Origin of the sequence: Nocardioides sp., from assembly GCF_036274455.1 — a bacterium.
GTDB lineage: Bacteria > Actinomycetota > Actinomycetes > Propionibacteriales > Nocardioidaceae > Nocardioides.
This window is the reverse complement of sequence record NZ_DASUFR010000173.1, coordinates 1-17,467: the sequence shown is the minus strand read 5'-3', so window position 1 is coordinate 17,467 and position 17,467 is coordinate 1. Positions and strand designations below refer to the sequence as shown.

The window sequence follows — 17,467 nt, the reverse complement described above, 5'->3', positions numbered from 1 at the left end:
GCGGGGACCTGGCCACCGGGGCTGACGTCGACCGGCCCGGCTGAGCGCTCGGCCAACCCGTCGCCAACGAGGGCCCGGGTAACCTGGGCCACATGGAGACCCTGTCCGCTCACGAGCTGACCACCCGGCTCCAGCAGACGGGATACCTGTGCGACGAGGCCCTCGCGACGGTCACGTTCCTCGCCCTGCGGATGCAGCGCCCGCTGCTGCTCGAGGGTGAGCCCGGCACCGGCAAGACCGCGCTGGCCGAGGCGATCGCCGAGGCGCTCGAGCTGCCCCTGATCAGGCTGCAGTGCTACGAGGGGATCGACGCGACGCAGGCGCTCTACGACTGGGACTTCCCGCGCCAGATCCTGCACCTGCGCGCCCTCGAGGCGGCGGGCCGGGGGACCGACGTGGAAGAGGCCGAGAAGAGCCTGTACGACGAGCGCTTCCTCCTCGCCCGGCCGGTGCTGCAGGCATTGCAGCAGGCACCGGCGGTCCTCCTCGTCGACGAGGTCGACCGGGCGGACGACGAGTTCGAGGCGTTCCTGCTGGAGGTGCTGTCGACCTACCAGGTGAGCATCCCCGAGCTCGGCACGGTGGTGGCCGCGACCCCGCCGGTGGTCGTCCTCACCTCGAACCGGACCCGCGAGCTGCACGACGCCCTCAAGCGGCGCTGCCTCTACCACTGGATCGAGCACCCCGGCCTCGAGCGGGAGGTGCAGATCGTCCGGACCCGCGCGCCCGAGGTGTCGGAGCAGCTCGCCCAGCAGGTGGTCGGCGTCGTCCAGCAGCTCAGGCACGCCGGCCTGCAGAAGCCGCCGGGCGTCGCCGAGACGCTCGACTGGGCCCGTGCGCTGCACCACCTCGGCACTGCCACCCTCGACCTCGAGGCGTCGGCGCGCACACTCGGCGCCCTCGTGAAGTATCGCGAAGACGCCCAGAAGGTGCAGCAGGCCCTCGACCAGATGCTCCGGCCATGAGCGCCACCACCGAAGCCGTCCGGCTGCCCGACGAGATCCTGCTCGGCTTCACCCGGGCGCTCCGGGCCGCCGGCGTGCCGGTCACCCAGGACCGCGCGCACGGCTTCCTGGCCGCGGCCGCCCTGGTCGGCCTGGCTGACGCCGCCGGCACCTACGTCGCGGGCCGGGCCACGCTGTGCGCCTCGCCGGACGACCTGGCCCGCTACGACCAGGTCTACGAGGCCTACTTCAACGCGCGCGACGGCCTGCCCCGGCCGCGGCCCATGGAGGAGGGGGTGCCGACCTTCGCCGGGCTGCCGCTGGCCGAGGGCGAGGGTGACGCCGACGGCCACAACGACGACCCGGTGGTGCGGGCGATGGCGAGCGACACCGAGGTGCTGCGGCACCGCGACGTGGCCTCGCTCTCGGCGGCGGAGAAGGCCAGGCTGGCCGGGATGTTCGCAACGCTCCGGCCGCGGCCACCGCGCCGGCGTACCGCCCGGCACCAGAGGTGGCACCGCGGCACGGTCGACGCGTCCCGCACGCTGCGGGCCTCGCTCCAGCACATGGGCGAGCCCGCGGACATCGCCTGGCGGCGGCGCGGGAACAAGCCGCGCCGCGTCGTCCTTCTGGTTGATGTGTCCGGTTCGATGAGCGGCTACGCCGACGCGCTGCTCCGCTTGGCCCACCGCCTCACCCAGGGGTCCGGGGCCAGGGGCGGCGTCGTCGAGACGTTCACGGTCGGGACCCGGCTCACCCACGTCACGCGCGCCCTGCGCGGCAAGGACGCCGAGCGGGCGCTGGTCGCCGCGGGTGAGACCGTGCCGGACTGGTCGGGCGGGACCCGCCTCGGCGAGACGCTGAAGATCTTCCTGGACCGGTGGGGGCAGCGCGGGATGGCGCGTGGCGCTGTGGTCGTGGTGTTCAGCGACGGCTGGGAGCGCGGCGACCCGGCCGCGCTCGCCGAGCAGATGGCACGGCTGCGCCGGATCGCGCACCGCGTGGTGTGGGTCAACCCGCACCGCGGCAAGCAGGGCTACGAGCCGGTGCAGCAGGGCGTGCTGGCGGCGCTGCCCCACGTCGACGACTTCGTGGCCGGCCACTCGCTGGCGACCTACGCCGAGCTCGTGGAGGTGGTGGCCCGTGCGTGACGTGCTGCCCGAGCTCAAGCCAAGAACGCACGCAGTGTGGGAGGCCGGCCGTGCGTGACGTGCTGCCCGAGCTAAAGAAGTGGTGGGAGGCTGGCGACACCATCGGGGTCGGGACGGTGGTCGCGACCTTCCAGTCCGCGCCACGCCCGCCGGGTGCCTCGATGCTGGTCGGCGAGGACGGGACCGCGGTCGGGTCGGTGTCGGGCGGCTGCGTCGAGGGCGCGGTCTACGACCTGGCCCAGTCGGTGATGGAGTCCGGCGAGCCGGTCCTGCAGCGCTACGGCGTCTCCGACGACGACGCGTTCGCGGTCGGGCTCACCTGCGGCGGCATCCTCGACGTCTACGTCGAGAAGGTGAACCAGGAGAGCTTCCCCGAGCTCGGCGACATCGCGGCCGACATCGAGGCCGGCCGCCCGGTGGCGCTGGCCACGGTCATCGAGCACCCCGACCCTTCGTGGCTGGGCCGGCGTCTCGTCGTACGACCCGGCGAGGACCCGGTCGGCTCGCTCGGGTCACCACGGGCCGACGACGCGGTCCGCGACGACGCGATGGGGCTGCTGGCGGCCGGGCACAACGCGACGCTGACCTACGGTCGCGACGGTGAGCGGCGCGGCGAGGGGATGCGGGTCTTCGTCTGGGCCTTCGCGCCCAAGCCGAGGCTGCTGGTCTTCGGCGCCATCGACTTCGCGGCGGCCGTGGCCCGGGTGGGCGCGTTCCTCGGCTACCACGTGACCGTGTGCGACGCGCGGCCGGTGTTCGCGACACACAGCCGGTTCCCGGAGGCCGACGACGTCGTCGTCGACTGGCCGCACCGCTACCTGAAGGCCGAGCACGAGGCGGGTCGGATCGACCCACGCACCGTGGTCACGGTCCTCACCCACGACCCGAAGTTCGACGTTCCGCTCCTGGAGGTCGCGCTCCGCCTGCCCGAGGTCGCCTACGTCGGCGCGATGGGCTCGCGTCGCACCCACGATGACCGGCTGGCCCGGTTGCGCGAGGCCGGGCTCAGCGAGGACGAGCTGTCCCGGCTCTCCAGCCCGATCGGGCTCGACCTCGGGGCACGTACGCCGGAGGAGACGGCGATCAGCATCGCGGCCGAGATCATCGCCGGGCGGTGGGGCGGCAGCGGCCAGCGCCTGGGCACCACCGAGGGCCGGATCCACGGCGAGACCAGCCCGCTCGGCTGAACCGTCCCGGTCGCCATGCGTCTCGTCGCGGCTCTCATGGTCTGGCTGACACTGCTGACGGGCTGTACCGGCGGAACTCCCGAATCGAGTGGCGGAACTCCGGAATCAACCGGCGGAACTCCCGAATCAACGGGCCCGGCGGACGTTGAGTCGGGAGATTTGCCGGTTGAGTCGGTAGATCCGCTGGTCGAGTCGGGAGATCTGCCGCCCGTCCACCACCGTTCGTCCTTGCCGGCGCTGATGGGGCAGCCGCCGGACGGTGGCCGGCCGCGGATCATGCGCACCGAGTACGCCACCGCCGCCTACACCCGGTACGACGTCACCTACCGCAGCGACGACCTCACCGTGTCCGGGGTGCTGATCCGGCCCAAGGGGCCCGGCCCGTTCCCGGGCATCGTGCTCAACCACGGCTACATCGACCCGTCCTACTACGTCACCGGTCAGGGGCTCGCCCGGGAGCAGGACGCCCTGGCGCGGGCGGGATTCGTGGTGCTCCACACCGACTACCGCGGCCACGCGGCGTCCGACCCGGTCCCGCCGGTGGACCGCGAGACCCGGCTCGGCTACACCCGCGACGCGGTGAACGCCGTGGCGGCGCTCGAGAAGCTGCCGTACGTCGACGGCACCCGCATGGCGATGCTCGGCCGCTCGATGGGCGGCGGCGTCACCATGAACGCGCTGGTCACCCAGCCCGGCCTGGTCGACGCGGCGGTGATCTACGACTCGGTGAGCTCGCGCTTCCTCGACAACCTCGAGCACTTCACCAGGCGGTCGCGGCCCAACGCCGTACGCGACCTCTTCGACCGGTTCGGGACCCCGGCCGAGTCGGCGCGGTTCTACCGCGAGCTGTCGCCGCGGACCTACTTCGACCGCATCACCGAACCCGTGCTCGTGCACCACGGCACCGCCGACGCGACCTGCCCGCCGCGGTGGGCGCGGACCACCCAGCGGCTGATGGGGTCGGCGGGCGTGGACAGCCGGCTGCGGTGGTGGCCGGGGGAGGACCATGCCTTCTACGCGCGCTGGCAGGACGCCATGGACGTGACGATCCGGTTCCTGCGCACCCGCCTCGACCTCTGATCCGGGTCAGAACAGCTGGGGGACGAACGTCTGCTCGTGGATGGGCGGGCGCACATAGGCGATGTCGCGCATCTCGGGCAGCTCGACCCGCTCCGGCGCGACGTCCTCGTAGTCGAAGAGGCCGAGCAGGTGGCTGATGCAGTTGAGCCTCGCTGCCCGCTTGTCGTCGCTGGGTACGACGTACCACGGCGCCTGCTTGATGTCGGTGTACTGGAACGTCGTGTCCTTGGCCATCGAGAAGCGGACGTACAGCTCGTGCTCGGCGAGGTCCATCTCGGAGAGCTTCCAGCGCTTGCGCGGCTCGTCGTTGCGGGCTTCGAAGCGGCGTCGCTGCTCGTCGTAGGAGACCGAGAACCAGTACTTCACGACCCGGATCCCCGAGCGGACCAGCATCCGCTCGAACTCCGGGCACGAGCGCAGGAACTCCTGGTGCTCGTCCTCGGTGCAGAAGCCCATCACCCACTCGACGCCCGAGCGGTTGTACCAGCTGCGGTCGAACAGGACCATCTCGCCGGCGGCCGGCAGGTGCTCGACGTACCGCTGGAAGTACCACTGCGTGCGCTCGCGGTCGGTGGGCTTGGGCAGGGCGACGACCCGGACCGTGCGAGGGCTGGTGCGCTCGGTGAGGGCACTGATCACCCCGCCCTTGCCCGCCGAGCCCCGGCCCTCGAAGATCACCAGGACGCGGAGCCCCTGCCGCTGGATCCAGTACTGCAGCATGACGAGCTCCTCCTGGAGCCGCGCGAGCTCGGCCTCGTAGACGGCCTGCTTGACCTTCGGCCGGCGCGCCCCTCCCGGCGGCAGGGCGTCGTCGGCACCCGCCGGGGGCTTCTTCGTCACAGCCTCACCTCGTCGCGCGGCCGTTGGACAGGTAGCAGCCTTCAACGTAGCCGAGCGGGTCGATCCCCGCCGGGTGGCCGGGCCGCCGTGAGCAGCGCAAGCAGCCCGTGCCCACGCTTCCGACCCGGGAGTAACCTCGGCGTTGTGGTGCGCAGCGAGCTGAGCACGCGGCGACAGGACGCCGTGCGCGCCTGGACGACGTTCATCGAGCACGGCGACGCGGTCGAGCCGCTCGTCCGGCCCGAGATCCTGTCGTCCTGGGCGCGATCGGAGGCCGCGATCACCCCCGACGTCAAGCATGCGCCGCTCGCCGACGAGGCCGAGATCGCCGCGATCTGGCGCGACTCGCCGCTGCAGACGGCGGTGGAGAGGGTCGAGGAGGAGCTGAGGAGGACCGCCGAGGACGGTGACCTCGTCATCGCGGTGACCGACGCCGACACCCGGATCCTGTGGACCTACGGCGGCCGGGTGATGCGCCGCAAGGCGGAGACCGTGAACTTCGTGGCGGGCGGCCGCTGGGACGACGAGTCGGTCGGGACCAACGCGCTCGACCTGGCCAACCGGCTGGCCGAACCGGCGATGGTGTTCAGCGCCGAGCACTACGCCCCGATCGTGCACAACTGGGTGTGCTGGGCCGCGCCGGTCCTCGACCCCGTGAGCGGCGCCAAGCTCGGCGTGATCGACCTCTCCACGACCTGGGACCGCACCCACCCGATCGGCCTGGCCACCGCCCGGGTGATGGCCCGGCTCATCGAGTCGGCGATGCCGCGCTCGGCGTACCACCCCTCGGCGCTGCGCGACGTCGTCAGCGAGCCGGGCCTGGTGATGACGCTGCTCGGCACCGCCGAGACCTATGTCGACGGCCAGCGGCTGCTGCTCAACCGACGCCAGACCGAGGTGCTCGCCCTGCTCGCCCTCCACCCCGAGGGGCTCTCGCTCGAGCAGCTGCACGCGATGCTCTACGGCGACCAGGCGATCACGTTCTCCACGCTCAAGGCCGAGGTCTCGCACCTGCGGGCCGCGCTGGGCGGTCAGCTCGGGTCGCGCCCCTACCGGCTGCTGATGCCCGTCGAGACCGACGTCGAACACGTGCTCACGCTGCTGCGCTGCGGCGACGTGGCCGGCGCCGTCGACGCCTACGGCGGCGACCTGCTGCCCGGCACCAACTCGCCCGCGCTCGCCGAGCTCGCCGAGTACGTCGCCGTGGCCGTCCGCGAGGCGCTCCTGGCCGACCCCCAGCCCGATGCGGTCGTCCGCTACGGCGAGCTGGCGCCGTACGACTCCGAGGTCCTCGAGGTCTGCCTGGCCTCGCTGGAACGTGACTCCAGGACAGGCGGCCACCCCCACCCCGCCGTACCCCTCCTCAAGGGCCGGTTGGCCGTCGCCCGGCGCTGAGCCGCACGGGCGAGGTGCCTCGGCTGCGGTGGTCTCGACTCGCTGACACGCCTTCGCGAGCTCAGGCGTGACGCTCGCTCAACCGGGACAGCTTCGGCCACGATCTCGTCCCTCGGTCGCGGCCAACCTGCCCCCAACCCTCCGCTGCCTAGCGTGACCGGGACCACACACCCGTGGCGGCGTACTCACGCGCGGAAACTCACGCGGAACCCTCAAGGGAGAGCCCATGACGCGGATCAGCCTCACCGTCGACGGCGAGAAGGTCGCCGATGACGTCGAACCCAGGATGCTGCTGGTGCAGTACCTCCGGGAGAAGCTCGGGAAGACCGGGACCGTGATCGGCTGCGACACCAGCAACTGCGGCGCCTGCACCGTGCACCTCAACGGTCAGAGCGTGAAGTCGTGCAACGTGCTGGCCGTCCAGGCCGACGGCGGCGAGGTCACGACCATCGAGGGGCTGGCCACCAACGGCCAGCTGCACCCCGTGCAGGAGGCCTTCCGCGAGTGCCACGGTCTCCAGTGCGGGTTCTGCACGCCCGGCATGATCATGCAGAGCGTCGACCTCCTGAAGGACAACCCGCACCCCACCGAGGAGGAGGTCCGGCTCGGGCTCGAGGGCAACCTGTGCCGCTGCACCGGCTACCACAACATCGTCAAGGCGGTGCTGTACGCCGCCGACCACGGCGGTGCGGGTGACCGGGCGGAGTCGCAGTCGGCGCCGCAGACAGAGGGGGCGCCGGCATGACCGCCACCCAGGACGCCGCGGCCCCGACGGCCGAGATCGGCCGCGACCGCCGCCGCAAGGAGGACCAGCGGCTGATCACGGGCCGCACCCGCTGGACCGACAACATCAGCCTGCCGGGGATGCTCCACCTGGCCATGGTCCGCAGCCCGTTCGCGCACGCCCGGATCAAGAGCATCGACACCACCGCGGCCAACAACATGACCAACGTCGTCGACGTCTTCACCGGCAAGGACTTCGGTGAGGAGCTCGGAGTCTGCATCAACGCCTGGCCGATCACGCCGGACCAGGTCGCGCCCACCCACTCGCCGCTGCCCGCCGACCGGGTGGCGTTCGCCGGCGAGATCGTCGCGGTCGTCGTCGCCCGCACCGCGGCCGAGGCCCGCGACGCGGCCGAGCTCGTCGACGTGGAGTACGAGGAGCTGCCCGCTGCGCTCGACCTCAAGGAGGCGGCGGCCGACAGCGTGCTCGCGCACCCGGACCTGGGCACCAACAAGTCGGCGCTCTGGGTCTTCGACTCCAAGGAGGCCGGCACCGGCGGCGACGTCGAGGAGGCGATCGCGAAGGCGCGCACCGACGGAATCGTCATCGAGCGCGAGTACCGCCAGCAGCGGCTGATCCCGGCGTTCATGGAGCCCCGCTCGGTGGTCGTCGATCCGACCGGGGAGCAGTACACGATGTGGTCGGCGACCCAGATCCCGCACATCCTGCGGTTCGCCCTGGCGGCGACGACCGGGGTGCCCGAGTCGAAGATCCGCGTGATCGCGCCCGACGTGGGCGGCGGCTTCGGCGGCAAGCTCCAGGCCACCCCGGAGGAGTGGATCGCCTGGGCGGTCGGCCGGCGGATCAACAAGCCGGTCAAGTACACCGAGACCCGCTCGGAGTCCCTGCTCAGCGCGCACCACGGCCGCGACCAGTGGCAGAAGCTGACCCTCTCCGCGGAGAAGGACGGCACAGTCACCGGCTTCAAGGTCGAGCTGCTGGCCGACCTCGGGGCGTACGTCGCCATCGTCGGCGGCGGCGTGCCGGTGCTCGGCGCGTTCATGTTCAACGCGATCTACAAGTTCCCGGCCTACCACTTCGCCTGCCAGACCGTGCTCACCAACAAGACCTGGACCGACGCCTACCGCGGCGCCGGCCGGCCCGAGGCGACCTACGGCGTCGAGCGGATGATGGACGAGCTCGCGGCCGCGGTCGGGATGGACCCGCTGGCGATCCGCGAGAAGAACTGGATCAAGCACGAGGAGTTCCCGTTCACCACGGTGGCCGGGCTGCAGTACGACTCCGGCAACTACGAGGCCGCCACCGCGCGCGCCAAGGAGATGTTCGGGTACGACGAGCTCCGCGCCGAGCAGAAGCAGCGCCGGGAGAGCAACGACCCGGTCCAGCTCGGCATCGGGATCTCGACTTTCACCGAGATGTGCGGCCTGGCGCCGTCCCGGGTCCTCGGCAGCCTCGACTACGGCGCCGGCGGGTGGGAGCACGCGAGCGTTCGGATGCTGGCCACCGGCAAGGTCGAGGTCGTCACCGGCTCATCCGCGCACGGCCAGGGCCACGAGACGGCCTGGAGCCAGATCGTGGCGGACCGGCTCGGGGTGGCCTTCGAGGACGTCGAGGTCCTGCACGGGGACACCCAGGTCAGCCACCGAGGCCTCGACACCTACGGCTCGCGGTCCCTGGTGGTCGGCGGTGAGGCGCTGGTCAAGGCCGCCGACAAGGTGGTCGAGAAGGCCAAGCCCATCGCGGCGCACCTGATGGAGGCCTCCGTCGACGACATCGAGTTCAAGGCCGGACGGTTCTCGGTCCGTGGCACCGACCAGGGCATGGCCATCGGGGAGGTGGCGTTGGCGACGTTCGCGGCGCACAACCTGCCGGACGGCGTCGAGCCGTCGCTCGACTCGGACGCGACCTACGACCCGGTCAACTTCTCCTTCCCGCACGGCACCCACCTGTGCGCGATGGAGGTCGACACCGAGACCGGCGGGCTGAAGATGCGCAAGTACGTCGCCTGCGACGACATCGGCAACATCATCAACCCGCTCATCGTGTCCGGCCAGGTGCACGGCGGCCTGGTGCAGGGCATCGCGCAGGCGCTGTGGGAGGAGGCGGTCTACGACGACTCCGGGACCCTGGTCTCCGGCTCGTTCGTGGACTACCTGCTGCCGACCGCGGCCGACACGATCAGCTTCGACATCGACCACACCACGTCGCCGTCGACCACCAACTCGCTCGGCACGAAGGGCGTCGGCGAAGCCGGCACCATCGCGTCGACGCCTGCGGTGGTCAACGCGATCATCGACGCCGTGCGGCAGTTCGGGGTCGACGACATCCTGATGCCCTGCACGCCGGAGCGGGTGTGGAGGGCGATCAACAGCGGCGACGCCGGAGGAGCGACACCGACCGAGGAGTCGGCGGAGCCACACTTCGTCGAAGGCGCGCGCAACCAGGACGAGGGCGAGACAGGAGAGCACCAGTGATCCCCGCACAGTTCGACTACATGGCGCCGACCACGATCGAGGAGGCGCTCAACGCGCTCTCCCAGCACGGCGACGACGCGAAGGTCATCGCCGGCGGGCAGAGCCTGCTGCCGGTGCTGCGGATGCGGCTCAACGCCCCCGAGATGGTCATCGACCTCGGCAAGATCCAGGAGCTGCGCGGCATCCGCGACGACGGCGACGCCATCGTCATCGGCGCGATGACCCCGCACGCCGTGGTCGGCTCGGACCCGCTCGTGGGCGAGCACGCCGCGCTCATCTCCAAGGCGGTCGAGCACCTCGCCGACGCCCAGATCCGGCACCGCGGGACCTTCGGCGGGGCGCTTGCCCACGCCGACCCGGCCGGAGACCTCGGGGCGCCGGTCCTGGCGCTGGGCGCGGAGTTCGTGATCGCCGGCCCGGGTGGGGTCCACACCGTGTCGGCTGATGACTTCTTCGTCGACCTGTTCGAGACCGCGATCGGCGAGGACGAGATCCTGACCGAGGTCCGGATCCCGAAGCACACCGGCTGGGGCGCGCACTACGAGAAGTTCGTGCGCGTGGCCCACCAGTGGCCGATCGTGGCGGTCGCGGCCGCCGTACGCGCGGATGGTGGCACCATCGCCGAGGCCCGGGTCGGGCTCACCAACATGGGCTCGACCCCACTGCGGGCGCGGGGGGTCGAGGAGGCGCTCGCCGGGCAGCCGGCCACCGCAGACGCGGTCCGGGCCGCGGCCGAGCGGGCCGCGGAGGGCACCAACCCGCCGTCGGACCTCAACGGCGACGCCGACTACCGGCGGCACCTGGCGGGCGTGCTCACCCGCCGTGCGGTGCTCGCCGCCGCGGGAGCCTGATCTGCCGGCATGGAGCTAAGCCATCGGTTCACCGTCCCGACGCCGGTCGAGGAGACCTGGGCGCACTTCCAGGACATCGCCCAGGTGGCGGAGTGCTTCCCGGGCGCCCAGGTCACCGACCACGACGAGGAGTCCTTCCACGGCTCGGTGAAGGTCAAGCTCGGGCCGATCGCCCTGCAGTACAACGGCTCGGGCACCTTCGTCGAGAAGGACGAGGCGGCGCACCGGTTCGTCGTCGACGCGAAGGGCAAGGACAAACGCGGCAACGGCACGGCGGGCGCGAAGGTCACCCTGGCCATGTCCGCGGCCGCCTCCGGCGGCACCGACGTGTCGGTGGACACCGACCTCGCGATCACCGGCAAGCCGGCACAGTTCGGTCGCGGCGTGATGCAGGACGTCTCGGACAAGCTGCTCGGCCAGTTCGTGGCCTGCCTCGAGCAGCGGCTCGGCTCGTCGGCGGCGGCCGCCGGCCCGCAGTCGGTCGCCGCACCCGAGGACGACGGGGCCGGGCCGGCACCCGCTGACCCCGCTCCCGTGCCGGGACCCGAGACCGGTGCGGGAGCGGCCTCGCCGCCCTCGGCGGTCGACGTACCGGTCGAGCCGGTGGAGCCGCCCGAGCCGGTCGCGCCGGTCGCGCCGGCCGCGCCTGCCCCAGCGACGGCACAGGCCAAGGGCGACGACGCGATCAACCTCGGGTCGACGGTGCTGCCGATCCTCGCCAAGAACTACTGGAAGCAGGGGCTGGGCCTGGTCGTCATCGTGGCGATCATCGTGATCTTGTTCGTGGCGTTGTGAGAGCCGTTGATTCCGGACCTCCGCCGGTCGAGTCGGCCGAATCGACCGCCAGGAACTCCGACTCGACCGGCGGAAGTCCGGAATCGACGACGCCGTTGACTGCGGGGTCGAGGCGCGGCTCGAGGCGGGCGATGGCGAGCAGGCCGGTGAGCAGGCTGCCGACGACGAGCAGACCGATGTAGACGTTGCCGAGCGCGTGGCCGATGAGGATGCCGGAGATCGGCGGCGCGATCACCGCGGCCAGCTGGAACGACCCGGAGCTGAGCGCGTTGTAGCGGCCCCGCAGGTGGTCGGGGGCCAGGTCGTTGACCAGCGCCGGGATCGTCGGCTGGAGCAGCGTCTCGCCGAAGGCGAACACCGACGCGCACGCGGCGACCAGCAAGGTGGCGCCGAGGGTCCCGGGCACGAGCCCGGAGAAGCCGAGCAGCAGCCAGGAGCACGCCCACACCACACCCATCAGCGCGATGACGCGGGTGCGGCGGCGCCCCTCGATCCGCTGCAGCACCACCAGCTGGAGCACGACGATCACGATCGTGTTGGCCGCGAAGGCGAGTCCGAGGGCCCGCGTCGAGACCTCGCCGACCCCGCGCGCGTAGGCCGGCAGACCGGCGTTGAGCTGGGAGTAGCCCACGAACGACGAGACGAAGCTCAGCAGCGTCATCGTCGCCATCGCCGGGCTGCGCAGCACCGAGAGGTAGCTCGCCGGGGCGGCGTCGTCGGTCGGCTCGACGACCACCGGCCGCGCGATGTGGCGCAGCGGACCGAGCAGCAGGACCAGGGCCGGGACGTAGGACGCGCCGTCGGCGAGGTAGATGGTCTGGAACGTCGTCGGGTCGGCGACGTCGACGAAGAAGCCCCCGATGATGCCGCCGATCCCGATGCCGAGGTTGATGAGGGTGAAGTTGACGCCGAAGTAGCGCTGCCGCAGGTGCTGGGGGATCACCGTCGCGACCATGCTCTGCGATGCCGGCCACATCATGCCGAAGGCGACGCCGTTGACGGCCAGGGCGAGCGCGGCCACCGGCCGGGTCGTCGCGAACGCCAGGATGGCGTCACCGACGACCAGCAGCGACAGCACACCGAGCTGCACCCGCCGGGCGCCGACCCGGTCGATGGCCGTGCCGCCCGGACCCACGACGATCAGCCCCATCAGCGGCGGCAGGCCGAGCAGCAGGCCGACGTCGCTGAGGGAGAAGCCGCGGACCTCGTGCAGGTAGACGACGTGGAACGGCAGGACCAGACCGGTGCCGAAGAACTGGATGACCACGATGGAGAGGAGCAGCTTGCCTTCGCGCGGGAGGTCGCGCCAGAAGCTGCCCAAGCCTGGGGAGGGAGTCGTGGTGGCCATCGACTCGACTCTCTCAGCCACCACCGACATCGGGCACGTGAGTTTCGGACCGGACGACACGGGGCCGCCCACCCGCTCGGGCTACAGACGTCCTTGGCGCCGAACCCCTAGGGTTGCGCCTCGTGAAACGGCTCGTGGGGACTGTCATCGGCCTCGGGGTGATCGCCTTCCTGCTCTGCATCCCGGCGTTCTTCTACGGCTCGGGTGAGGTCTCTCAGACGTCCGAGGACACCACGATCACCAACTACGTGGCCGACTTCGACATCGCCGACAACGGCGACATGGACGTCACCGAGACGCTCACGGTCGACTTCCCGGTCTACGGCAAGCACGGCATCTTCCGGTTCTGGGACACCGTCGACGACAACGCGCCCAACGCACGCCGGATCCCGAAGGACATCTCGGTCACGCGCGACGGCCACGACGAGCCCGTCGACCTCAGCTGGAAGGACCACCACCGCCAGCGGGTGGCCCGGATCGGTGACCCCAACTCGACGCTCGACGTCGGCGAGCACACCTACGTCATCACCTACAGCATCGACGGCGTCCTGGTCGAGAACAACGAGAAGGTGACAAAGACCCAGGACGACACGATGTTCTTCTGGCAGCTGATCCCGCGCGGCTGGCAGCAGACGATCGAGAAGTCGACGCTCACCGTGCACCTTCCGGTGGCAGCCCAGCAGAAGGTCAGGTGCGCGATCGGCACCAACTCCACCTCCGGCTGCACGGCCGAGGGCGGCGGCACCGAGGAGCTGACCGTGACCACGGGTCCGATCGCCGACCGGACACCGGTCACGATCGCCACCGGCCTGGACATGAAGACCCCGCCGGAGGGCAACCACCTGCCCTGGACCGGCCGCTGGGACCGCGTGCTCGGCACCAACGTGGTAGTCCTCGTCCTCGTGCTGCTCATCGCCGCGGGCGCCCTGACCTTCGGCTCGGTCCTCGGGGCCAGGTCGCGGGAGAAGCCGCCGGGCTTCCCGGTCCTCTACGAGCCGCCGGCGGGCATCGGGCCTGCTCAGGCGAAGTACATCCTGAGCGAGGACGTGGACCGCACGACGTACGTCGCCACGCTGATGTACGCCGCCGAGAAGGGCGCCGTCGACCTCACCCGGGGCCAGAACGACAGCTGGACGATCACCGACAAGGCCGGGCCGCAGGGCTGGGCCGGGCTCGACGCCGTCACCGTCGACTCCGCGCACATCCTCGGCGGGCCGGGCTCGTCGTTCACCGCCTCCAAGAAGGACGTCTCCGCCGGGCTCCGGCTCAAGGACGAGCTCGCCCGGTTCGAGAGCAGCGTGAAGGACTGGGGCAGGTCCTCCGGCAACATCGTCAAGAGCGGGCTGGGCGGCTTCGGCGGCCTGCTCGTGCTGGCCGGGTTCGGGCTGCTGCTGGTGTGCGCGATCTGGAACCCCTTCTCCATGACGGCCCTCGGCCTGATCCCGGGAGCCTTCGCGGTCGGAGGGCTCTCGCTGATGGCCACCGGCTCGGGCACCAGCCGGACCCGAGCCGGCCGGGACCTGTGGTCGCGGGCCGGCGGCTTCCGCCGGATGCTGGCCACCCCGTCCAGCAAGCAGCGCTTCGACTTCTCCGGCCGCAAGGAGCTCTATACGGCGTACATCCCCTGGGCGGTGGCCTTCGACTGCGCGGAGGAGTGGGCCCAGAAGTACCGCGTCGAGGTCGGTGAGGAGCCGCCGGTGCCGCACTACTTCGCGGGCTCGTACGCCGGCGCGAACTCCGGGGCGTTCGTGAGCTCCATGGTCAACAGCTTCGACAGCACCGTGAACAGCGCGATCTCGTCCTACAACGCCACCCAGACGTCGTCGTCCAGCGGCGGGGGAGGCGGCGGGTTCTCCGGCGGCGGCGGTGGCGGCGGGGGAGGCGGCGGGTCGTGGTGACGCCGTCTCGGGCCCCGCTCCGTCCATACTGAACTCGGGTTATCTAGCTTTCCCCGACGCAGCACCCAACAGAGAGAGAACGCAAGATGCTCATCGCCATCATTGTGATCGTCATCCTCGTCGCCCTCGTGGGCTTCGTGGTCGTCGGCTTCAACAAGCTCCGCACCAGCGACGTGGGAGCGCAGGAGGCACTGGGCGGGATCGACGTCCAGCTGACCCGTCGTGCCGAGCTGATCCCGAACCTCGTCGAGACCGTCAAGGGCTACGCCGCGCACGAGAGCTCGGTCTTCGAGGAGGTCACCAGGGCGCGGGCCGGGGTGCAGGCCGCCGCCGCGGGTGACGACGTGCCGGCCAAGGCCGCCGCTGACCAGGCCTTGCAGCAGGCCCTGGTCCGGGTGAACGCCGTCGCGGAGAACTACCCCGAGCTGAAGGCGAACCAGAACTTCCTCGACCTCCAGAAGCAGCTCGCCGAGACCGAGAACCAGATCGCGTTCGCGCGGCAGTACTACAACGACGCCGTGGCCTCGCTGAACAAGCTGGTGATGACCATCCCGTGGATGCTGTTCACCGGGATCGCCAACGTGCACAAGCGTGAGTTCTACGACGCCCCGGAGGGCCAGCAGACCGCGCCGACCGTTTCGTTCGGCACCGACGGTCCGGCCGCCCCGCCGGCTGCGCCGCCCGCGGCGCCCGCGGCGCCCGCTGCCCCTGCGCCGACGCCGCCGGCTCCGGCCGCGCCCGCCACTCCGCCGGCTCCGGAGACTCCGGCCGCGCCGCCGGCGGCTCCTCCGGCGGCTCCTCCGGCCGGTGACACGCCGCCGGCCGCACCGCCCACCGCCTGATCAGCGGCTCTCGGACGCGAGCGCAGGGTCCCCGGATGTCCGGGGACCCATCCGTCGGGTGCCCGCGCGCCTACCGGATCGCGTCTCGCCGTCAAGGATCGGGCTTCGCCCGCCCGCTGCGCGGCGCGCTCCGCGCGTCCTTGACCGCGAGCCTCGCGCGATCCGGTGAGACGGCGCACAACGGCGGGCTTCGCCGCGCCGTTGCACAGCGCGGGCACCACCAGCACCGGTCGGCGGGTTTGCGGAGGGGAATCGGCACCTGGTGCCAGAGATCCTCGGCGGAGGCCGGCCCGCTGGATTTGCACCACATCCTTGACGGCGGTTGCGGCGTGCTCCGCGCGCGGCCGCTCACCGACGCCACACCTGGAGCGGCCTACTTCTGTGGCGACCCATCCGCTTCTGTGCCGAGATCTCGGTACAGAAGCTCAGGGGTCACCGGATATCCGGTGACCCCACCAGCCGAGATCAGCTCCGCTCGAGAGCCGCCATCTCCTCGTCGGTCAGCTCGATGGCGGCGGCCGCGGTGTTCTCCTCGAGGTGGGCGACGCTCGACGTGCCGGGGATCGGCAGCATCACCGGTGAGAGCCGAAGCAGCCAGGCCAGCGCGATCTGGGACGGCGTGGCGTCGTGGGCGGCAGCGACCACCTGCAGCGCCTCGTCGTCGACCTGGTCGGCGACCGGGCGCCAGGGGATGAAGCCGATGCCCTCGGCCGTGCAGTGGTCGAGCAGCGCCTGGGAGTCGCGGTCGGCGAGGTTGAAGCGGTTCTGAACCGACACGATCGGGGCGATCCGCCGGGCGGCCTCCAGCTCCTCAACCGACACCTCCGAGAGGCCGATGTGCCGGATCTTGCCCTCCTCGCGCAGCTGCTCGAGCTCGCCGACCTGGTCCTCCATGGGGACCTCGGGGTCGATGCGGTGCAGCTGGAACAGGTCGATCCGCTCGACCTTCAGCCGGCGCAGCGAGAGCTCGCACTGCTGGCGCAGGTACGCCGGACGGCCGACGGCCGTCCAGAGGTTCGGGCCCTGCCGGGTGAGCCCGGCCTTGGTCGCGATGACCAGGTCGTCGGAGTAGGGGTGCAGGGCCTCGGCGATCAGCTCCTCGGAGACCTCGGGCCCGTAGGAGTCCGCGGTGTCGAGGAAGTTGATTCCGAGCTCCCGGGTGCGGCGCAGCACGCGGAGCGCCTCGTCGTGGTCCTCCGGTGGGCCCCAGATGCCGGGGCCGGTGATCCGCATCGCGCCGAAGCCGAGCCGGTTCACCTCCAGGTCGCCGCCGATGCTGAAGGTCCCGGACGCCCGGGCCACGTTCTCGAGAGTGTTGGTGGTCATCCTTCGCGCAACCTCCAGCCCTCGTCGGTCTATTCCGAGGGCCGGTATCCCGCTAGAAGACATTCAGGGGTCTGAACTGCACCGAGATCCGCGGCCCCGCGTGCGCGACCTTCGGCACGGCGTGTTCCCAGGTGCGCTGGCAGGAACCGCCCATCACGACCAGGTCGCCGTGGCCCATCTCGACCACGACCGGGTCGGCTCCGCCGAGCCTCGGCCGCAGGTGCAGCTTGCGTGGGTCACCCAGCGAGACGATCGCGACCATGGTGTCGCTGGTCTTGCCGCGGCCGATCGTGTCGCCGTGCCAGGCCACGCTGTCGCGCCCGTCCCGGTAGTAGCAGCAGCCGGCGGTCACGAACGGCTCGCCCAGCTCCGGGCGGTAGTACGCCGACAGCGCCCCGCGGGCCCGCCCGAGCGCGGGGTGGGGGAGCGGGTCGCCGACGCCGTACGTGTGGAGCAGGCGGGGCACGTCGACCTCGCGGTCGTACATCTGCCGTCGCTCCGCGCGCCACGGAACCTCGCGCACGAGCGTCGCGAACACGTCGTCCGCCTCCGGCAGCCAGCCGCGGGCGACGTCGACCCACGCGCCGCGGG

General features: G+C 71.4%; 15 protein-coding genes. 11 read left to right on the top strand and 4 right to left on the bottom strand.

All coding sequences use genetic code 11. The features are described from left to right. Nucleotides 1–92: 92 nt before the first annotated feature. From VFV89_RS17205 to VFV89_RS17190, 4 genes are all read left to right on the top strand, one after another. Nucleotides 93–965, top strand: coding sequence for a MoxR family ATPase (locus tag VFV89_RS17205; protein WP_329707186.1), 873 nt, complete (start codon nt 93–95; stop codon nt 963–965). Further along, the gene (locus tag VFV89_RS17200) at nt 962–2,095 is read left to right on the top strand and encodes a vWA domain-containing protein (protein WP_329707185.1); all 1,134 of its coding nucleotides are present in this window, start codon (nt 962–964) and stop codon (nt 2,093–2,095) included. Before VFV89_RS17205 ends, VFV89_RS17200 begins: the two co-directional genes overlap by 4 nt. A 50-nt stretch (nt 2,096–2,145) precedes the next feature. After that, entirely contained in the window at nt 2,146–3,282 is a 1,137-nt protein-coding gene (locus VFV89_RS17195; RefSeq protein ID WP_329707184.1) for an XdhC/CoxI family protein, read from the top strand. 228 nt (nt 3,283–3,510) lie between these two features. After that, a complete protein-coding gene (locus VFV89_RS17190; RefSeq protein ID WP_329707183.1) occupies nt 3,511–4,362 on the top strand; it encodes an alpha/beta hydrolase family protein in 852 nt (283 codons plus the stop codon). A gap of 6 nt (nt 4,363–4,368) precedes the next feature. Here VFV89_RS17190 and ppk2 read toward each other — a convergent pair whose 3' ends face one another. Next, entirely contained in the window at nt 4,369–5,202 is an 834-nt protein-coding gene (gene ppk2 / locus VFV89_RS17185; protein WP_329707182.1) for a polyphosphate kinase 2, read from the bottom strand. Between the two features lie 144 nt (nt 5,203–5,346). Between ppk2 and VFV89_RS17180 the strand changes: the two genes are divergently transcribed. The 5 genes from VFV89_RS17180 (at nt 5,347) to VFV89_RS17160 (ending at nt 11,462) form a co-directional block, all read left to right on the top strand. Then, nucleotides 5,347–6,597, top strand: a complete 1,251-nt coding sequence (locus VFV89_RS17180; protein WP_329707181.1) for a transcriptional regulator — start codon at nt 5,347–5,349, stop codon at nt 6,595–6,597. Between the two features lie 226 nt (nt 6,598–6,823). Further along, a complete protein-coding gene (locus VFV89_RS17175; RefSeq protein ID WP_329707180.1) occupies nt 6,824–7,342 on the top strand; it encodes a (2Fe-2S)-binding protein in 519 nt (172 codons plus the stop codon). Continuing rightward, a complete protein-coding gene (locus VFV89_RS17170) occupies nt 7,339–9,816 on the top strand; it encodes a xanthine dehydrogenase family protein molybdopterin-binding subunit (RefSeq protein WP_329707179.1) in 2,478 nt (825 codons plus the stop codon). Before VFV89_RS17175 ends, VFV89_RS17170 begins: the two co-directional genes overlap by 4 nt. Continuing rightward, complete coding sequence (locus VFV89_RS17165) at nt 9,813–10,667, top strand: xanthine dehydrogenase family protein subunit M (protein WP_329707178.1); 855 nt, start codon at nt 9,813–9,815, stop codon at nt 10,665–10,667. Before VFV89_RS17170 ends, VFV89_RS17165 begins: the two co-directional genes overlap by 4 nt. 9 nt (nt 10,668–10,676) lie before the next feature. After that, entirely contained in the window at nt 10,677–11,462 is a 786-nt protein-coding gene (locus VFV89_RS17160) for an SRPBCC family protein (protein WP_329707177.1), read from the top strand. Here the strand turns inward: VFV89_RS17160 and VFV89_RS17155 are convergent. Beyond that, nucleotides 11,434–12,810, bottom strand: coding sequence for an MFS transporter (locus tag VFV89_RS17155; RefSeq protein ID WP_329707176.1), 1,377 nt, complete (start codon nt 12,808–12,810; stop codon nt 11,434–11,436). The genes VFV89_RS17160 and VFV89_RS17155 overlap by 29 nt on opposite strands. 122 nt (nt 12,811–12,932) lie before the next feature. On the opposite strand from VFV89_RS17155, the gene VFV89_RS17150 reads away from it, so the two are divergent. Then, nucleotides 12,933–14,708 (top strand): DUF2207 domain-containing protein, encoded by a 1,776-nt coding sequence (locus VFV89_RS17150; protein ID WP_329707175.1) that lies wholly within the window; start codon nt 12,933–12,935, stop codon nt 14,706–14,708. Nucleotides 14,709–14,794: 86 nt separating this feature from the next. Next, on the top strand, nt 14,795–15,550 hold the full coding sequence (locus tag VFV89_RS17145) for a LemA family protein (protein ID WP_329707174.1): 756 nt from the start codon (nt 14,795–14,797) through the stop codon (nt 15,548–15,550). Between the two features lie 465 nt (nt 15,551–16,015). On the opposite strand, the gene VFV89_RS17140 is transcribed toward VFV89_RS17145, so the two are convergent. Further along, nucleotides 16,016–16,876 carry an aldo/keto reductase gene (locus tag VFV89_RS17140; RefSeq protein WP_329707173.1) on the bottom strand — a complete coding sequence of 287 codons (861 nt, stop codon included), beginning with the start codon at nt 16,874–16,876 and terminating at the stop codon, nt 16,016–16,018. A 52-nt stretch (nt 16,877–16,928) separates the two neighbouring features. After that, the coding region (locus VFV89_RS17135; protein WP_329707172.1) for an alpha-ketoglutarate-dependent dioxygenase AlkB at nt 16,929–17,467 on the bottom strand (539 nt) is incomplete at its 5' end.

What these genes read in the sequence shown, in the direction of transcription:
- VFV89_RS17140 (WP_329707173.1), bottom strand. Translation starts at nt 16,876, where the DNA reads ATGACCACCAACACTCTCGAGAACGTGGCCCGGGCGTCCGGGACCTTC.
- VFV89_RS17200 (WP_329707185.1), top strand. Translation starts at nt 962, where the DNA reads ATGAGCGCCACCACCGAAGCCGTCCGGCTGCCCGACGAGATCCTGCTC.
- VFV89_RS17205 (WP_329707186.1), top strand. Translation starts at nt 93, where the DNA reads ATGGAGACCCTGTCCGCTCACGAGCTGACCACCCGGCTCCAGCAGACG.
- VFV89_RS17160 (WP_329707177.1), top strand. Translation starts at nt 10,677, where the DNA reads ATGGAGCTAAGCCATCGGTTCACCGTCCCGACGCCGGTCGAGGAGACC.
- VFV89_RS17170 (WP_329707179.1), top strand. Translation starts at nt 7,339, where the DNA reads ATGACCGCCACCCAGGACGCCGCGGCCCCGACGGCCGAGATCGGCCGC.
- VFV89_RS17155 (WP_329707176.1), bottom strand. Translation starts at nt 12,810, where the DNA reads ATGGCCACCACGACTCCCTCCCCAGGCTTGGGCAGCTTCTGGCGCGAC.
- VFV89_RS17175 (WP_329707180.1), top strand. Translation starts at nt 6,824, where the DNA reads ATGACGCGGATCAGCCTCACCGTCGACGGCGAGAAGGTCGCCGATGAC.
- VFV89_RS17145 (WP_329707174.1), top strand. Translation starts at nt 14,795, where the DNA reads ATGCTCATCGCCATCATTGTGATCGTCATCCTCGTCGCCCTCGTGGGC.